The sequence below is a fragment of the Listeria grayi DSM 20601 genome (assembly GCF_000148995.1).
In the GTDB taxonomy this organism is placed as follows: Bacteria; Bacillota; Bacilli; order Lactobacillales; family Listeriaceae; genus Listeria; species Listeria grayi.
Map to the genome: position 1 here is coordinate 928,905 of NZ_GL538353.1, position 16,459 is coordinate 945,363.

Consider the following 16,459-nt stretch of genomic DNA (forward strand, 5'->3'; position numbering starts at 1 on the left):
GGGGCCAAGATAAATCAGCTATTTTGTTTGCTCAACGCAAGTCCGATCTGACGTAATGATTCCGGCATATCCATTTGCTCCATGTGTACTTCAACAACATGTGCTTTTTGCGGAGTAGCATCGATGGCTGCAAGTGTGTTGGCAAAATCAGTTTCTGTGAACACATTATGTGTGTCGACTGTTTCCGCATCGCCACCAAACGTTTCAGCTACCAATTGCAGATTCCAAGTTGGAATATCATTATAGCTTTCATCTTCGCCGTGGATCGCGCGTTCTACCGTATAGCCATCATTGTTGATAATGAAAATGACCGGTGTTAATTTTTCGCGGAAGATCGTGCTCATTTCTTGCGCTGTCAATTGGAAAGATCCGTCGCCGATACTTAAAATATGGCGGCGCTCAGGTGCGGCGATCTGGCTGCCGATCATTGCCGGAAGCGTGTAGCCAATCGATCCCCATAGTGTTTGCGAAATCAAATTCATCCCTTTTTTAAGTGGCGCCAGCATCAGACCGAACGAAGAAGTTCCTTGTTCAGTAACTAAAACATCATCTGCTTGTAAGAAGTTCATCACAGCTTGATGGAAACGATCTTGTTTCAGTGGTGTTTCTGCTTGCGGTTCAAAAACAGCTAGTTCAGCTTGTTTTGCGGCAGTATCAGCAAAAGTAAAGTTCAGTTTTTCTAATTCTGCTAGCAATCCATTTAAAGAAATCCCACTATACGTACTGCCATCCGGTAGCATGATAATGTCGTTTGCAGCAGTCAGTGTGTTTTCTGTTTTAAAACCTTGGCTGAATGAAGAAGTCGAGTTGTCGATGATCTTCCCGCCAAAATGCAAGACAAAATCGCTGTTATCCACATAATCTAAAACATTTTTATCGCTGAATGCGGGGTAATACGTACCGATAAAGTGCTCATTTTCTTCATTAAAAGAACCTTTACCATAAGCAAGATTAGTTACGGGTAATTTTGTTTGATTGATCCAGTTTTCAAAACGTTCACGAATTTGGAAACGAGCGATCTCGTGACCGGCAATAACGATCGGTTGCGCCGCTTTTTCCAAATGAGATAGAATGATTTCTGCTAATTGAGCTTCACGTTCGCCGCTTGATTTTTCTGTTTGCAAGGCTTTAGCAGGTTTTACAATCGCCTTATGAGCGATGTCGATTGGCAGATTGATATAAACAGGACGCTTTTCAAGCAATGCCGTTTCAAGCACACGGTCGATCTCTGACGCGGCGTTTTCCTCTGTCAGCATCGTTGTTGCAGCAGTGACTTCCTTTGCCATTTCGGAAAAATTATGGAAGTTTCCCATTCCTAGCGAGTGATGTACTAATTTTTTATTGGATTGCACATTCATAGTTGGAGATCCGACGATATGGATGACAGGAACTTGTTCGGCAAAGCTTCCCGCTGTGCCATTGATCGCACTTAATTCACCAACACCAAATGTGGTAACTAAAGCACTCACACCACGTTCGCGGGCATAACCATCTGCAGCATAAGCGGCATTTAATTCGTTGGTATTCCCTTGCCAGCTAAGCCCTTCGTGGTTTTGGATATAGTCTAAGAAAGTTAAATTATAGTCGCCGGGCACACCAAATACTTTGTCAATGCCAATTTCTTCTAAACGGTCGACCAAATATTGACCTACTGTATACATGAAAAATTCCTCCTCGTTATTATGACTCTAATATACGCCTGAAAATTTAAAAGGTCAAGTAAATTGACCTTTATTTTTTAGCTTTAAATCAAAAGTGGTATAATCATAGTGAGAATTCGAAGTTGAGGAGGAAGAGAAATTGAAACTGATTGACTTGAAGCAAATGATCGATCATACAAATTTGAAACCGTATGCAGAAACAAGCGACTTCAAAAAACTATGCGAGGAAGCGGACGAGTACCAATTTAAAATGGTCGCGATCAATCCTGCAGCGACGGAAGTTTGCGCCGCCTTTTTAGAAAATAGTCCTGTTCATGTCGGGGCGGCAATCGGCTTTCCTTTAGGCCAAACAACGCTGGATTGTAAACTTTTTGAAACAAAAGATGCGATCGCAAAAGGCGCGGATGAAATCGATTATGTAATTAATATCGGGGCATTGAAAGAGAAAAAATATGCATATCTGGAGCAGGAAATGGAAGCAATCGTGGCGATCTGCCGAAAATATCAGGTGATTTCCAAAGTGATCTTCGAAAATTGCTATTTAACAGAATCCGAAAAAATAAAAATGGCTGAGATCGCAAAGAAAGTAGAGCCAGATTTCATTAAGACTTCGACCGGATTTGGAACAAGTGGCGCAACGGCTTCAGATGTACGATTGATGAAGGAAACGGTGGGAGATAAGGTAAAAGTGAAAGCTGCCGGAGGAATTCGCGATCTGCAAACAGCAATGCTGATGATCGAAGCTGGTGCGGAACGCCTTGGAACAAGCAGTGGGATCGCGATCGTCAAGGAATGGGAAGAACAGCAATAAAAAAAGCACGTCCCTATAAAAAGGGATGTGCTTTTTAGCGATCAAATACCTTATTTCAAAGCGTTTTTACTAGAAATAATATCGTCGATCAAGCCGTATTCTTTTGCTTCGTCTGCAGTCATGAAATTATCACGATCTGTATCACGAGCGATCACTTCGATCGGTTGACCAGTTTTTTCAGAAAGAATGCGGTTCATGCGTTCTTTGATTTTCAAAATATGACGAGCAGCGATTTCGATTTCAGTCGCTTGTCCTTGCGCACCGCCAAGTGGTTGGTGAATCATGATCTCGGAATTCGGCAATGCAAAACGTTTACCGTCTGCACCAGCTGCAAGTAAGAATGAACCCATAGAAGCAGCCATACCCATGCCGATCGTTTGTACGTCAGCTTTCACAAGATTCATTGTATCGTAGATCGCCATCCCGGCAGAAATGCTTCCTCCTGGAGAGTTGATGTACAAGTAGATATCTTTATCCGGATCTTGAGAATCTAAAAATAGTAATTGGGCAACGATCGAATTGGCTACATTATCATCGATAGCAGAACCTAACATGATGATACGATCTTTTAATAGACGGGAATAAATGTCGTAAGCGCGTTCGCCACGGCTAGTTTGTTCAATAACTGTTGGAATTAAATTCATTGTTATATTCCTCCTCATTCATTTCAATTTTAGTTTAAGAAAATAGGTTTCTTAAGCGATAACTTTACTATACACGAATGGTCAAAGTAGGTCAAATAAAAGGTTCTTCGGAAGAAAAATAGTTTTTCAAGCAGAAATAGAACTTGCTACTTCATACATTTTCCGATATAATTACTATTCGTACGGCACTTACATAGTGCCCTCGTGGTGCAACGGATAGCACGTAAGATTCCGGTTCTTAAAATGGGGGTTCGATTCCCTCCGAGGGCATTCATATAACAACTCCTAAGCGTGGATGATAGTATTACTATCATCCACGCTTTTTATAAGTAAACAGCTCTATAACTACCTTCACAAACCGCGCAGCAAAATTAGAAATTTGTTTCATACATTGTAAACAAAAATGTAAGGCCTTACATTTTTAATTATGTTATGATGAGGCGGGAAAGGAGGACAAGAAAAAAGAGAATGGCTCCTTCTTAGAATTTACAAAAGATAGATCAGCTTTGTGAAAACAGACATTTAAAGCGCGATATCTTATTTGTAGAGAGGATGGAAGATGAATGATAGGGAAATCAGAAAAACGGGGTCTTATGGGGAAATGGCTGATAACAGCTGTTTTACTTGGGATCATTAGCTTAGTTGTTGGTTTTGGCGGGAACAAAACAGAAGCAAAAGCATTGGAAGGTCAAGACTTCTTGAAAACAGACCGAACGTTGATCAAAAATGCAAAGGGACAGGAAGTGCAACTTCGTGGGGTGAATGCCGGCGGATGGCTGGTCCAAGAAGAATGGATGAACCCGACCAATGCAAAAGATCAGAAAACAATGATGGATACTTTTAAAAACAGATTTGGCGCAGCGGGTCGGGATGAATTGATCAAGGTATATGAGGATAATTATTGGACGACCAAAGATTTTGACAATGTCCAGAATATGGGGGCGAATGTTTTGCGGCTGCCGTTCACTTACATGAATCTGGTAGATGACAACGGTAATTTGAAAGCGGATGCATGGAATCGGCTGGACTGGTTTATCGATAATAGTGCTAAGCGTGGTATGTACGTGATTCTTGATATGCACGGGGCCTTTGGATCGCAAAACGGCATGGATCATTCAGGTGAGATCAATGATGGGAAACAGCTTTATGACAATCCGGCTAATCGTGCGAAAACACTTTGGTTATGGGAAAAGATCGCTGAGCATTACAATGGTAATCCAGCGGTCGCAGGCTATGATACGATCAACGAACCAGGGATCAAAGCAGCGGCAACAAACAAAGTCCAATGGGATTTTTATGACGAGATCTATAAAAAAATCCGAAATAAGGACAAAGAGCACATCGTTATCATGGAATCGTGCTGGGATGCAAAAGATTTACCAAGGCCGCAAACTTATAACTGGACAAACATCGTTTATGAATATCATTATTACCCATGGAGTGCAGAAAAAGATCTAGCGGCACAAAAGAAATATTTTGACAGCAAAGTAGTTGATATCAATCAAGCGAACTACAATGTTCCAACATTTATCGGCGAGTTCAATGTCTTTGGACTTACTGACGGTTGGAAGTATGCCTTAAATACATTCAATACGAATAGATGGAGCTGGACAAGTTGGTCTTATAAAGTGACAGGGACCAACAACAATTGGGGTATCTACAATCACAATCCAGCAAAAGTCGATATTTATAATGATTCCAAAGAGGTTATCAAGCAAAAATGGTCGAATGTGCGCACGGAACAAGGCGCAGTGAATCAATCGTTATATAACGTGATCAAAGAGGGCTTTCAAGGTGGCGTAGCGACCATTCAAGATGGGAAATACTATCTTGTATCGAGTGCTAATAATAAAGTAGTTACCGCAGAAGATGCTGGTAATAAAACACTGGCGGCAAACCGCGACAACTACGGCGGTGCTTGGGAAACGCTGTTAGTGAAAAATAATAGTGACGGCACAGTTTCTTTCCAATCAGAAGCAAACGGAAAATACGTAACTGCGGTTTTAGATGAACAAAGCCAGCTATTGGCGCGTGCATCAACGATCGGGGACTGGGAAAAATTCCGCTTTGTTCCAACAGGGAATGGCGATTATGGGATTCAAAGCGCGGCAAACAATAAATTCGTCAGTGCAAATTTAAATAACGGCGGTCAATTGTTTGCTACCCAAAACCTCATCGGCGGGGCATGGGAAGCTTTCAAAGTAAATAAAGTTAATTGATCTAAGAGAGCGGTCCAAGCGGCCGCTTTTTTTGATGTTAACACATTATTTACATCCCCTTCATTCTAGCTTTATATACCTTTCTTATACTGTAACTAGTATGGAAAAGAAAGGGGTAAAATTTTGAAAAAAACGCTAGGACTTTTATGGGGAATCATACTTATCTTTACATTATCCTTCATCTCGTTAACTTCTGTAAACGCCGCAGAAACGACTACTTCGGTTCGCTATGATGTACCGATTCAATCGATCCATCCGACACAAGCAGATTTAGGAAAGGTACAGATGGCATATAAGCTGACAACTTACATAAACGAAAATGGACAATTGACGGAGGACTACTTTGCCGATTTTAACGATGATAACGGCTATAAAAAAGGCAAATACCTATCTCCAGATGGAACGGAAAAATTACAAGACAAGGCGAAATATAAAACAGCTGACCTTCGAGATACATTGCAGGCAGTTGTCGATCCTGATGTAAGTACACCGGCTGTAACGGTGGTCATTGGTCCAGATCAGCAGTATTATGCGATCGACGGTCATCATGGCGCAAACAGTTATTTACTGACGAAAGCTATTACAGGTAGCGGTAGTGATAAAGTCAATATCACCGTGGTGGGTGATTACAGCGATTTGAGCGGTGCTGCTTTTTGGCAAAAAATGGCAGCAAACAATCAGTATTATCCCAAAGCATTCAATCTGCAAACTCACCGCTACCAAACGATCGATCCGGAACGGCTGCCCAAACAAATGGGCAGTGAACAATTTATCAACGATCCTTTTCGGAGCTTGAATTATTTTATGCGAAAATCGGTAATCGATAAAGACGCGATGTCTGTTCCGTTTGCGGAATTTTATTGGGGTGAATTTTTGACAGAAACAAAAGCGTTCGATGACTTGGATTTCAAGGATTTAGCCAGCTATCAGACAGCGCTTGACCGAGCAAATGAGATCTTGGCGAAATTGATCGATGGAGATGAAGCACTCCAACAGCTGTTCAAACAGACGATTACCGATCAATACGGCATCCAAGCGAGCCAATTAGGATTAATGAACAAATTCGAGCCAGATAAAATCGCGGATCAAAAAGATAAATTAGCGACTGCGTGGGCAATGGTCGCCCAGCAGCCGATCTTGCAAGCGAGCAATACCAGCATTTTAGACACACCACCGCCAGCGGAACCGGAAAAGCCTGTGATCACAGTGGAAAAACAAACGATTCACTATTTGTTGAACCAGAAGCCAACTGAGAAAGACTTTTTACAAGCGATTGGTGCAAAGGCTGAAGGAGCGGCGATCCAAACTGATCTACAGACGGTAGACTTTTCAAAAGCAGCGACGTATAAAGTGAAATTAGAAGCTATAGATGCGCAGGGAAATGCAGCGGATTCGGTACCGATCACATTAGTGGTCGACAGCAGACAACCAGTTTTAACGTTAGATAATCCGTCCCTTACATGGAAACAAGGAAAGCGGCTGACCGAACAAGCATTACTTGCGGCTATCGGTATTCATGGTGAGAACATCGATCACATCGAAACCGATTTTGCTACTAGTATCGACCCGGATAAAGCAGGCGTCCAGCATTTACAAATCGAAGCATTTTCGGAAACTGGCGAGCATACCGCTAAAGTAGCGGACATACGAATAGAACAGGTAAATCAGCAAGTGCCAACCGTTCCTGAGAAAAACGATCATCATACGGACCCAACTGTGCAAGATCCCACCGATGAAGCGCCAAGCCAAGATGATGTAGCGGGAGGAAATAGTAATAGTCCCGTTGCAAAACTACCGGCTACCGGAGATAAAGCAGACGGCGCTGCACTACTTGGACTAGCTTTTTTGGCAGCAGGAATCTATCTACGTGGAAAAAAGCAGGTGCAATAGAATAGTAGTTTATGATAAAATAGCGTCACACTATTTTGCATAGACATAAGACTGGAAGGATACCGCATCTTTCCAGTCTTTTTTATCGATATAGCCAGACTTCGGTACAATGATTTTTTATTTTCAACAAGCATTTGTACCAAAGAAGGGGTGCTAAGAAAGCGCTTGCTCATTATACTGTAAGTAGGAGGTAGACAAAATGTCACGTTATAAAATGAGTCGAATCATCCCATTAGATGACGCTAGGAAAATGACACTCCAAGAAGGAATGGAAAAAACAGGATTAACGGAAGCGCAGCTGAAACAATATCTTCAGACGTTTCAACGCTATTTTCCAAGAGAATCACTTTGGATCAATGAACAAACTTTTTCATTGCCTAAACTAGCGAAACAGCATTTCCCGGATTTTCTCTTCCAACCTCAAGAAGAAGCCGCTTATTTTGACGAGAAGGAACGCATCATGCTGATTTATCTGCTGACATTTTCGCGCTATAAAGAACTATCCGTTTTTCATTATCAAAGCTTCTTAAATGTCAGTAAAAACACGATTTTATCAGACATCAAGAATTTGCGAAGAGAACTGGCGGCATATGAGGTGAAACTGGAATACGGTAGGAAAGAAGGCTTTTTCCTTAGCGGCGATGAATGGACGATCAGGCGGCTTGGTTTTCACTGGATAAACAAGTTAGTGGAAACTACAGCAGGAACGTGGCAGCTGTCAAAATGGATCCATGCGCATGACTTTAACCGCTATACGACGATTCGCACTCAAATCGAAACAGCGATGGATAACAAAGCGATCAATATGATCCCTGGACGACTGGAAGGTTTCTACGGCTACATGTGTTTGATCATCGAGCGCATGGCAGAATCGCCGCTTTCGATCGAGCAGGAGCATTATCTAGGACGAGTGATGTCCACGCATATTCATCAAATTGCAGAAGATTTGCTTGCGAGCACTGGCTTGGCGGAATCGATCTGCCAAAAAGAAGCCGCATTTATCACGATCTTACTTTTAACATTGACACAAGGTCAGATCGAAGAACCGGCATTCGACTTTCTCTTGCATTGCGCCAGTCAGATGATCCAAGAACTGGAGCGTCGTTCGGCGATCCAATTTGAAGATTATCGCAAACTGCTTTTAGATGTGTTCAACCATTTAGTGCCAGCCTATTTCCGAATCTACTACGACTTAGAGATCGAACAGCCGTTTTTGACAACCATCGAGCGTGATTATCCAGAAATATCTGCCATCACCGAAGCAGCATTATCACCTTTAGAAAAGCTCGTAGGCAAACCGATTTCCAAAGGCGAAAAAGCTTATTTCACGCTATTATTCGGAGCAGCGATCAAAAATCAGCAGGAAAAAGAAAAAACAGAACAGCTACACGCATTGATCGTCTGTCCAAATGGTATCAGCACCTCCATGATCATGGAAGCTGAACTCAAGCGCCTATTTCCAACCATCATTTTCCATACACATTATGCTTTATCAGAAATGGAGCGAGTATCGTTAGACTCTTACGATTTGATTTTTTCTAGCGTAGCATTCGACTCTGCGAAACCACTTTTCCTGATTCGACCAATTATGGAACAAACTGAGAAAAACCATTTAGTAAAGAAAGTGCAAGAGCAATTTTTGATTCCTGGAGTGCTCCTTGTGACCCCTGAGGAAGTTTTACAATCGATTCTTCCTTATCTTCAGCTAAAAGAAGGTGTTACGTCTGAGAAACTATTAAAAATACTCAGCCGCAAAATGATGAGGACAATGAATAAGAAGGAGGATCGAAGACCAATGTTGACAGAACTATTAACCAAACCATTTATTCAATTCGAGCAAGACGAGCTAGACTGGGAGGCAGCGATCCATAAAGCAGCCGAACCATTAGAGACAGAATATATCAACGCGGATTACGTCGAAGCGATGATCCAGAAAGTGAAAGACTACGGCGCGTTTATCAATATCGGCAAAGGAATCGCCCTGCCGCACGCCAGACCAGAGGACGGCGTGAAAAAACTCGGCATGTCGATGCTGAAAGTAGCGAAACCAGTCCTGTTGTTAGATGATCCGGGCCATCCAATCTCGATTTTCATCTGTTTAGCAGCAGTCGACAATGAGTCACATTTACGTGCACTCGCAAGTCTGACCAAACTATTATCCGATAAAGCAAGTTTAGAAAAATTGTTAGCTGCAAAAGATGCTAACGAGATCATCCAAATAATGAAAGAAAAAGAAGGAGAGGAAAAATAATGAAATTTGCAGCAGTTTGTGGTTCCGGATTGGGTTCCAGTTTTATGGTAGAAATGAATATCAATACAGTATTAAGTGATCTAGGTGTGGATGACGTGGAAGTATCTCACTATGACATGGGGAGTGCTTCGCCAGACCTTGCAGATGTGTTTTTCGTTGCAAAAGATTTAGAAGACAGCGCAGCGCATTTAGGCGAAGTAGTCGTTTTAGACAGCATTATCGACTTAGATGAACTGCGAGATAAGGTAGAAAAAGTTTGTAAAGAAAAAGGATTGCTATAAAAAGGAGGAAACAAAATGTCAGGATTTCTAAAGGTAATCATTGATGTCGCAAGTACCCCGGCAATTTTAGTAGCGCTGATCGCTATCTTGGGTCTGGCACTGCAAAAAAAGCATTTTTCCGATATTATTCGTGGTGGTATTAAAACATTTGTCGGCTTTCTTGTTGTTACAGCAGGAGCCGGCGTTGTCCAAAGCTCTTTAGAACCATTTGGGAAAATGTTCCAGCACGCCTTTCATGTAACAGGTGTCGTTCCTAATAATGAAGCAATCGTAGCCGTTGCGCTGACGACATTTGGAACGAAAACAGCTTTGATCATGCTGATCGGGATGGCATGTAATATCCTGATCGCTCGTGTCACTCGTTATAAATACATTTATCTTACTGGACATGCGACCCTATACATGGCATGTATGTTAGCAGTAATTGTAAGCGCTATCGATATGAATGAAGTATTAGCTATTATTGTCGGCGGTTTCGCATTGGGTCTCGCCAACACGATATTCCCCGCCATTGCACAGCCATTTACACGTCAAATCACGAAAAACGACAAAGTCGCACTTGGGCATACTGGGAACTTCGGTTACGCAGTGAGCGGACTTGTTGGTAAATGGATCGGCGGAAAATCAAGATCGACGGAAGACATCAAATTCCCTAAAGGACTTGCTTTCTTGCGTGATTCGACTGTAAGCATCACGATCACCATGGGACTATTCTATGTGCTAGTTACACTATTTGCCGGTAGTCAATATGTTTCAAAGCTCAGCGGCGGAACCAACTACATCGTTTACGCCTTGCAACAAGCTGGTAGTTTTGCAGCAGGGGTATTCGTGATCTTAGCTGGGGTACGTTTGATCTTGGCAGAGATCGTTCCAGCCTTCAAAGGTATTTCGGAACGTCTTGTACCTAATTCCAAACCAGCATTAGATTGTCCGATCGTATTTCCGTATGCACCAAATGCCGTTCTTATCGGTTTCTTATCAAGCTTTGTCGGTGGGATCGTAAGTTTAGGTTTAATGATCTTGATGGGCACTACCGTTGTTATCCCTGGTGTTGTACCTCATTTCTTCTGCGGAGCGACATCCGGTGTTTATGGAAACGCTACAGGCGGAGTAAAAGGCGCTGTTGTAGGCTCGTTCGTCCAAGGAATCATCATCAGCTTTATGCCGATCTTCCTTCTGCCGATCATGCGCGGTATCGGCTTTGCTGGCTCCACCTTCTCTGATACAGATTACGGCGTAACTGGTATTTTACTAGGTAACGTTTCGAAAATCGGTGGACAATGGGCTATTATTGCAACCTTACTTGTTATCTTCGGTATCTTGATCGCTTTGACTATAAAAGGCCGCAAAACAGTAGTAAGTGCTGAAAAATAAAAGGAGTGTGTGAATGTGATAAAAGAAGAAACGAACCAAGCGCTAGTTCCATTTGCAGCATCAATCAGACGCGATGTTTTGAAAATGCTGCTTCACAGAGGATATGGGCATGTCGGCGGCTCGCTGTCGATCGTAGAATTGTTAGCAGTTCTTTACGGAAAACAGTTGAATTATCGTGCTGATGAGCCGGAGTGGGAAGACAGAGATTATTTGGTGCTTTCTAAAGGACATTCAGGCCCCGGCGTTTACAGCGCCCTTGCAAACAGCGGCTTTTTTCCAAAAGATTGGCTCTACACGCTCAATGATGGCGGAACAAACCTGCCATCTCACTTAGACCGCAACAAAACTCCCGGCGTAGATGCAACGACCGGTTCGCTCGGACAAGGAACTTCGATCGCGACCGGCATTGCTGCAGGACTTGCACGAAAAGGCGGCGATCAATATGTTTATCTGATCGTCGGCGATGGCGAGTTGAACGAAGGCCAGTGCTGGGAAGCTTTCCAATATCTGGCACATGCCAAACTAGCAAACTGCATCGTATGTATCGATGAAAATAAAGGACAAAACGACGGAAAAAGTGAAGAAATCGTCACTCATTTCGACCTGCAAGCGAAAATGGAAGCATTCGGCTTTTTTACCCAAAAAGTGAATGGCCGCGATGTAGAAGCGATCGACGAAGCTATTACCACAGCCAAAAAACAAAAAGCTCAAGCTAACTGTATTGTACTAGACACAATAAAAGGACAGGGCGTCCCGTTCTTTGAAACATTCGCCGGTAATCATTCCGTTAAATTCAACGGCCCGGAAGTTATCGAAGCAACCGAAAAAGCCATCCGTTTATTGGAAAAGGAAGCAAATAAATAAAGGAAGAAGGGAGCAACCGAATGAGTACTGAATTAGCAGTAAATAATGAATTAGGCGTTGAACTTAGAAATGTCGTCGCCAGCAGGATAGAAAAGTTGATGGAAAAGGATACCCGTGTGATCGCGCTAGACGCTGATCTAAGCGCTGCAAGTAATTGGAATCGTCTAGGCAAAAGCCACCCTAGCCGTTTTATCAATGTAGGTGTATCAGAGGCAAATATGGTCGGTATGGCATCTGGACTCAGCATCACTGGCTATACTCCATTCATTCATACATTCGGACCATTTGCCACACGCCGCGTTTTCGATCAATTATATCTTTCCGGCGGCTATGCCAAAACGACTATCAATATCTATGGATCAGATCCAGGCTTCACCGTCGGGCCAAACGGCGGGACCCACACGACTTTTGAAGATGTCGCACTGATGAGAAGTATCCCGAATTCAATTGTCTGCGACGCTTCAGACGCTGTGCAGATGGATCGGATCATTCAAGAATTTGCTAAGCGGGAAGGCATCCATTATGTTCGTGGCAATCGTAAAGCTGTTCATAATATCTACGCAGCAGGAACCACTTTTGAGATCGGAAAAGGCAAAGTCCTTCGCGAAGGAACAGACGGACTGATCGTAGCAGCTGGTCAATTAGTCTATGAAGCACTTGACGTAGCAGAACGCTTAGCCAATTCTGGAACCTCCGTGACCGTCATCGACATGTTCACGATCAAACCGATCGACCGCGAACTGCTGCTCAAAGAAAGCAAAGGCAAGTCATTCATCATCACGATCGAAAACCATTCGATCACTGGCGGATTGGGATCAGCCGTAGCAGAAGTAATCGCAGAAAACGGCGCAGCTATCCCGGTCAAGCGTATCGGTGTAGATGAAGCGTTCGGCCAAGTTGGAACGCCAGAATATTTGCAAGAAACATTTGGACTTAGCGCAGATCGAATCGAGGAAACGGTTAAAGGGTTTTTGAGAAAGTAAATAGTAGGGAGAGAAGGCGCTCGTTTTATAGCGCCTTTTCTTTTTGTAGTACATAATAGGAAGCCAAATGATAAATGCAATTGACGTGTTGATTTTTATAAAGTAGCCTAGTAATATAAGCGAGCTTTTTTGACACGGAAAAATATATGACCATAAAGCAACGCTTGACATTAGTAGGGGGCATAACATGAATAAGACCATAATTTTTTATGTAATCTACACTATATTGGCAGTAGTCCTAATAATCTCGTTTGCTTTGGACTGGATAGCATCTTGGGTCTTCTCTTCTTCAGTACTATGCTTGGTGATACTAAATATTGGATTTAGATTTTTCATGAAAAGGCATCAAAAAAACGAAGACAATTATTAAATTATTGTCTTCGTTTCTTTGCGTCTGAAACTGCCGCTTGTCCACCTGTTTTTTCTTGAAAATGATAACGCGGCCATTCAACATCGCCTCAATAAAGTCACAAAACCCTCGCGCAAATCAATAATCATTTCCTGAAAAATAAATTTCCATTTTTTCTTCACGCATTTTTTGATACACTATAAGAGAAGGAGCGATGTCACGTGGGTATGTCCTTGCAAGAAAAGCTCAAGCGAGAAGTGAAAGCTTATGCGGAAGAAAATGGGCTGCTGATAACAAAAATGGATTTTTTATACGCAGGGCCAACGATGCGGAGCAGGCATAGTTTAATACTTGCCTTTACCGACGCCGGAATCTTTACTTTTGTTTTTCGACTAAACGAAGCAGAAATGCATTATTTACAAAAAGACACCATCAAACAAGTATTATTGGAGAAAAAACGGCTGGTCTATCAATTGACTTTGCGAGCAGAAAACGAAGAAGGCCAAATCGAAGAAGCGACATATCAAGTAAGCAAAACCGTGCTGGCAAAGAAATGGCATAAACAAACATTACTGAAACTTATCCAAAAAGAATTAGCTTTTTCGTAGAAATAAGGAGTGTAGAGGAATGAAAGTAATCGATATGCATTGCGATGCGTTATACAAATTGCAAGCAAGCAAAGGGAAATGGAATTTTCAAGATTCGCCGGAACTCGACGTTAATTTTGAACGATTGATTGAAGGGGACTTTATGATGCAGGCGTTTGCGATCTTTTTAGATCCGGAGATCCCTGTTGAACATAAATGGAAAAAAGCGGTCGAACAGGTAAATATCTTCAAACAGCATGTGCTTCACCGGGGTGGGATTATTCATCCGCTCAAAAAGTGGAGCGATTTGGAAGAACTGCCGGAAGGTAAAATTGGCGCGGTGCTTACTTTAGAAGGTGTTGAACCGATCGGCCAAAGTATCGAACGTCTGGAACAGCTGATCACAGCGGGCGTGCTTTCCGTAGGACTTACTTGGAATAATGCCAATCTGGCTGCTGATGGCGTCGAAGAAAAACGAGCAGCGGGGCTGACCACTTTTGGAAAAGAGATCGTCTCCAAGCTAAACGAACATAAAGTTTTCACCGACGTTTCGCATCTAAGCATCAAAAGTTTCTGGGATGTGATGGAGCTCGCTGATTATCCGATCGCCAGCCACTCTAACGCGAAAGCCGTTTATGGACACCAGCGCAACCTTGATGACGACCAAATCAAAGCTATGATCGAGAAAGATGCGATGATCCATGTTATTTTCAATCCGCGTTTTACAAATGAAGCTGTTTCAGATTCGAAAATAGAAGATCTGATTCGTCATATTGATCACATCGCGGAATTGGGCGGGATCCGCAACATTGGTTTTGGTTCCGACTTTGATGGCATCCAGCACCATATCGAGGGGATCTCGCATGCTGGAGAATATCCGACTTTCTTAGCAGCTTTGCAAAAGCATTTCTCGCACGAAGAAATCGCAGGGTTTGCTTCCCAAAACTTCTTGGCACACTTGCCAAAATAACATATCGAAAAGCGCTGGGATTTTTTCAGCGTTTTTCATTTGGACAGACAGGTGGTTTTTCGGAAATAAGGTGGTATACTAACCATATAGAAGAATTAAATGATGGAGGAGAGTAGCATGCGGCTGGAATCAGGTTTTGCGCAAAAGCAACAACAATCCCAATCTTTAAAATTGAATATGACACAGCAGTTGACTCAATCGATTGCCATGCTCCAATTTGCTACCCCTGAATTGACCTCGTTTTTAGAAGAAAAGGCATTGGAAAACCCATTGATAGAAGTAGTCCCAGGAACAGAACCGGCAGCAGATATCCCTTATAAAACAAGCAGCCGAAATAGGGCAGATAATAACGATTGGCTGGAACAAATCGCTGACAACACGCAGTCACTTGGAGATGTGCTGAAAGAACAGCTACAAATGCTGAAACTGCCGCAATCGCAGCGGATCATCGTTTTGTTTCTGATCGAAAGCTTAGATGAGGCAGGATACCTAACGCAAGATACTGACCTGATCGCTGCACAGCTTTTAATGAGTGAAGAAGCAATTTTAGCCGGTTTAGAGATTTTGCAGAACATGGAGCCGGCTGGTATCGGGGCTCGAAATATGCAGGAATGTATTTTGCTGCAGATCGAACGTTCGGCCAAAGCGCCCTATATCGCTTACGATTTGATCCAAGATTATTTCATGGAATTTGCCGACAAAAAATGGAAGAAGATCACTGCAGAAATGGATGTCAGCTTGACAGAGATCCAAGAAGTAGCCGATTTTATCCAAACATTGAGCCCGAGACCGGGAATGGCATTCACTCAGGAAACCGTCCAATATATCGTACCGGAATTGATTTTGGAAGAAAAAGCCGGGACATTACATCTGTCGCTCGCCAAACAATTTTTGCCGCAAATCCGTTTTCAAGAAAGCTACTACCAGACAATGGAAGCGACAAAAGAAAAAGAAGTACTACGCTTCTTGAAAGAAAAAACTGGCGAATATGATTGGATCCGCAAAAGTCTAGAGCAGCGGGAAAGCACCTTGCAGCTAGTCGGGGAAGCGATCGTTAAACACCAGCAAGAGTTCTTTTTACACCAAGAAGCCAGCCGACTGAAACCATTGACATTACGCGAAATATCTGAGGAGATCGGTGTACATGAATCGACGGTGAGTCGTGCAGTGAATGGCAAGTACATGGAGACCTCCCAAGGCGTTTATGAATTGAAGCGCTTCTTTTCAGCAGGATTACAGCAGTCATCCGGCCAAGGTGATGCCGAAGAGGTCGCAAGTAGTGCGATCAAACAACAGTTGCAAAAATTGATCGAAGAAGAAGACAAATCTAAACCGCTCTCCGACCAAAAAATCGTTGACCTCTTGGCAGAGGAAGCGATTCAAGTTTCACGAAGAGCGATCGCAAAATATCGTTTAGAACTCAATATCCCATCGTCATCCAAACGAAAACGGTTCGACGCCTAAGACGTTTTGTATCCCGCCAAGAGTTAAAGTGGGACACAAAACGTCTTATTGTGTTTTTTTGAAATCGAAAAGGATGTTTAGAATATATGATTAGTGGAAACATAGGTGTAT

General features: G+C 42.7%; 13 protein-coding genes and 1 tRNA gene. 12 read left to right on the top strand and 2 right to left on the bottom strand.

What is annotated here, in order from left to right:
• Nucleotides 1-14: 14 nt before the first annotated feature.
• Entirely contained in the window at nucleotides 15-1,661 is a 1,647-nt protein-coding gene (locus tag HMPREF0556_RS12025; protein ID WP_003758994.1) for an alpha-keto acid decarboxylase family protein, read from the bottom strand.
• Between the two features lie 139 nt (nucleotides 1,662-1,800).
• Here HMPREF0556_RS12025 and deoC point away from each other — a divergent pair, with 139 nt between their 5' ends.
• Nucleotides 1,801-2,472 (top strand): deoxyribose-phosphate aldolase, encoded by a 672-nt coding sequence (gene deoC, locus HMPREF0556_RS12030; RefSeq protein WP_003758995.1) that lies wholly within the window; start codon nucleotides 1,801-1,803, stop codon nucleotides 2,470-2,472.
• 50 nt (nucleotides 2,473-2,522) lie between these two features.
• Here deoC and clpP read toward each other — a convergent pair whose 3' ends face one another.
• Nucleotides 2,523-3,116: an ATP-dependent Clp endopeptidase proteolytic subunit ClpP gene (clpP, locus tag HMPREF0556_RS12035; RefSeq protein ID WP_036105730.1), complete on the bottom strand. Its 594-nt coding sequence runs from the start codon at nucleotides 3,114-3,116 to the stop codon at nucleotides 2,523-2,525.
• Nucleotides 3,117-3,314: 198 nt separating this feature from the next.
• On the opposite strand from clpP, the gene HMPREF0556_RS12040 reads away from it, so the two are divergent.
• The 11 genes from HMPREF0556_RS12040 (at nucleotide 3,315) to rpoN (ending at nucleotide 16,348) form a co-directional block, all read left to right on the top strand.
• Nucleotides 3,315-3,386 (top strand) — tRNA-Arg (locus HMPREF0556_RS12040).
• A gap of 293 nt (nucleotides 3,387-3,679) precedes the next feature.
• Nucleotides 3,680-5,335 carry a cellulase family glycosylhydrolase gene (locus tag HMPREF0556_RS12045; protein WP_003758998.1) on the top strand — a complete coding sequence of 552 codons (1,656 nt, stop codon included), beginning with the start codon at nucleotides 3,680-3,682 and terminating at the stop codon, nucleotides 5,333-5,335.
• Between the two features lie 123 nt (nucleotides 5,336-5,458).
• Nucleotides 5,459-7,225 (top strand): ParB-like protein, encoded by a 1,767-nt coding sequence (locus HMPREF0556_RS12050; protein ID WP_003758999.1) that lies wholly within the window; start codon nucleotides 5,459-5,461, stop codon nucleotides 7,223-7,225.
• 199 nt (nucleotides 7,226-7,424) lie between these two features.
• Nucleotides 7,425-9,476: a BglG family transcription antiterminator gene (locus tag HMPREF0556_RS12055; protein ID WP_003759001.1), complete on the top strand. Its 2,052-nt coding sequence runs from the start codon at nucleotides 7,425-7,427 to the stop codon at nucleotides 9,474-9,476.
• A complete protein-coding gene (locus HMPREF0556_RS12060) occupies nucleotides 9,476-9,757 on the top strand; it encodes a PTS sugar transporter subunit IIB (RefSeq protein WP_003759003.1) in 282 nt (93 codons plus the stop codon). The genes HMPREF0556_RS12055 and HMPREF0556_RS12060 overlap by 1 nt, the downstream gene beginning before the upstream one ends.
• Nucleotides 9,758-9,772: 15 nt before the next feature.
• Nucleotides 9,773-11,131, top strand: coding sequence for a PTS ascorbate transporter subunit IIC (locus HMPREF0556_RS12065; protein WP_003759005.1), 1,359 nt, complete (start codon nucleotides 9,773-9,775; stop codon nucleotides 11,129-11,131).
• A 15-nt stretch (nucleotides 11,132-11,146) separates the two neighbouring features.
• Complete coding sequence (locus HMPREF0556_RS12070) at nucleotides 11,147-11,995, top strand: transketolase (protein WP_222704124.1); 849 nt, start codon at nucleotides 11,147-11,149, stop codon at nucleotides 11,993-11,995.
• A 20-nt stretch (nucleotides 11,996-12,015) separates the two neighbouring features.
• A complete protein-coding gene (locus HMPREF0556_RS12075; protein WP_003759008.1) occupies nucleotides 12,016-12,978 on the top strand; it encodes a transketolase family protein in 963 nt (320 codons plus the stop codon).
• Nucleotides 12,979-13,548: 570 nt separating this feature from the next.
• Nucleotides 13,549-13,935, top strand: a complete 387-nt coding sequence (locus tag HMPREF0556_RS12085; protein WP_115345936.1) for a hypothetical protein — start codon at nucleotides 13,549-13,551, stop codon at nucleotides 13,933-13,935.
• 19 nt (nucleotides 13,936-13,954) lie between these two features.
• A complete protein-coding gene (locus HMPREF0556_RS12090; RefSeq protein WP_003759015.1) occupies nucleotides 13,955-14,884 on the top strand; it encodes a dipeptidase in 930 nt (309 codons plus the stop codon).
• Nucleotides 14,885-15,001: 117 nt separating this feature from the next.
• On the top strand, nucleotides 15,002-16,348 hold the full coding sequence (rpoN, locus tag HMPREF0556_RS12095) for an RNA polymerase factor sigma-54 (RefSeq protein ID WP_040486802.1): 1,347 nt from the start codon (nucleotides 15,002-15,004) through the stop codon (nucleotides 16,346-16,348).
• Nucleotides 16,349-16,459: the final 111 nt, after the last annotated feature.

Coding starts and splice junctions, on each gene's coding strand:
- HMPREF0556_RS12025 (WP_003758994.1), bottom strand. CDS start 1,661: ATGTATACAGTAGGTCAATATTTGGTCGACCGTTTAGAAGAAATTGGC.
- clpP (WP_036105730.1), bottom strand. CDS start 3,116: ATGAATTTAATTCCAACAGTTATTGAACAAACTAGCCGTGGCGAACGC.
- HMPREF0556_RS12045 (WP_003758998.1), top strand. CDS start 3,680: ATGATAGGGAAATCAGAAAAACGGGGTCTTATGGGGAAATGGCTGATA.
- HMPREF0556_RS12055 (WP_003759001.1), top strand. CDS start 7,425: ATGTCACGTTATAAAATGAGTCGAATCATCCCATTAGATGACGCTAGG.
- HMPREF0556_RS12060 (WP_003759003.1), top strand. CDS start 9,476: ATGAAATTTGCAGCAGTTTGTGGTTCCGGATTGGGTTCCAGTTTTATG.
- HMPREF0556_RS12065 (WP_003759005.1), top strand. CDS start 9,773: ATGTCAGGATTTCTAAAGGTAATCATTGATGTCGCAAGTACCCCGGCA.
- HMPREF0556_RS12075 (WP_003759008.1), top strand. CDS start 12,016: ATGAGTACTGAATTAGCAGTAAATAATGAATTAGGCGTTGAACTTAGA.
- HMPREF0556_RS12090 (WP_003759015.1), top strand. CDS start 13,955: ATGAAAGTAATCGATATGCATTGCGATGCGTTATACAAATTGCAAGCA.
- rpoN (WP_040486802.1), top strand. CDS start 15,002: ATGCGGCTGGAATCAGGTTTTGCGCAAAAGCAACAACAATCCCAATCT.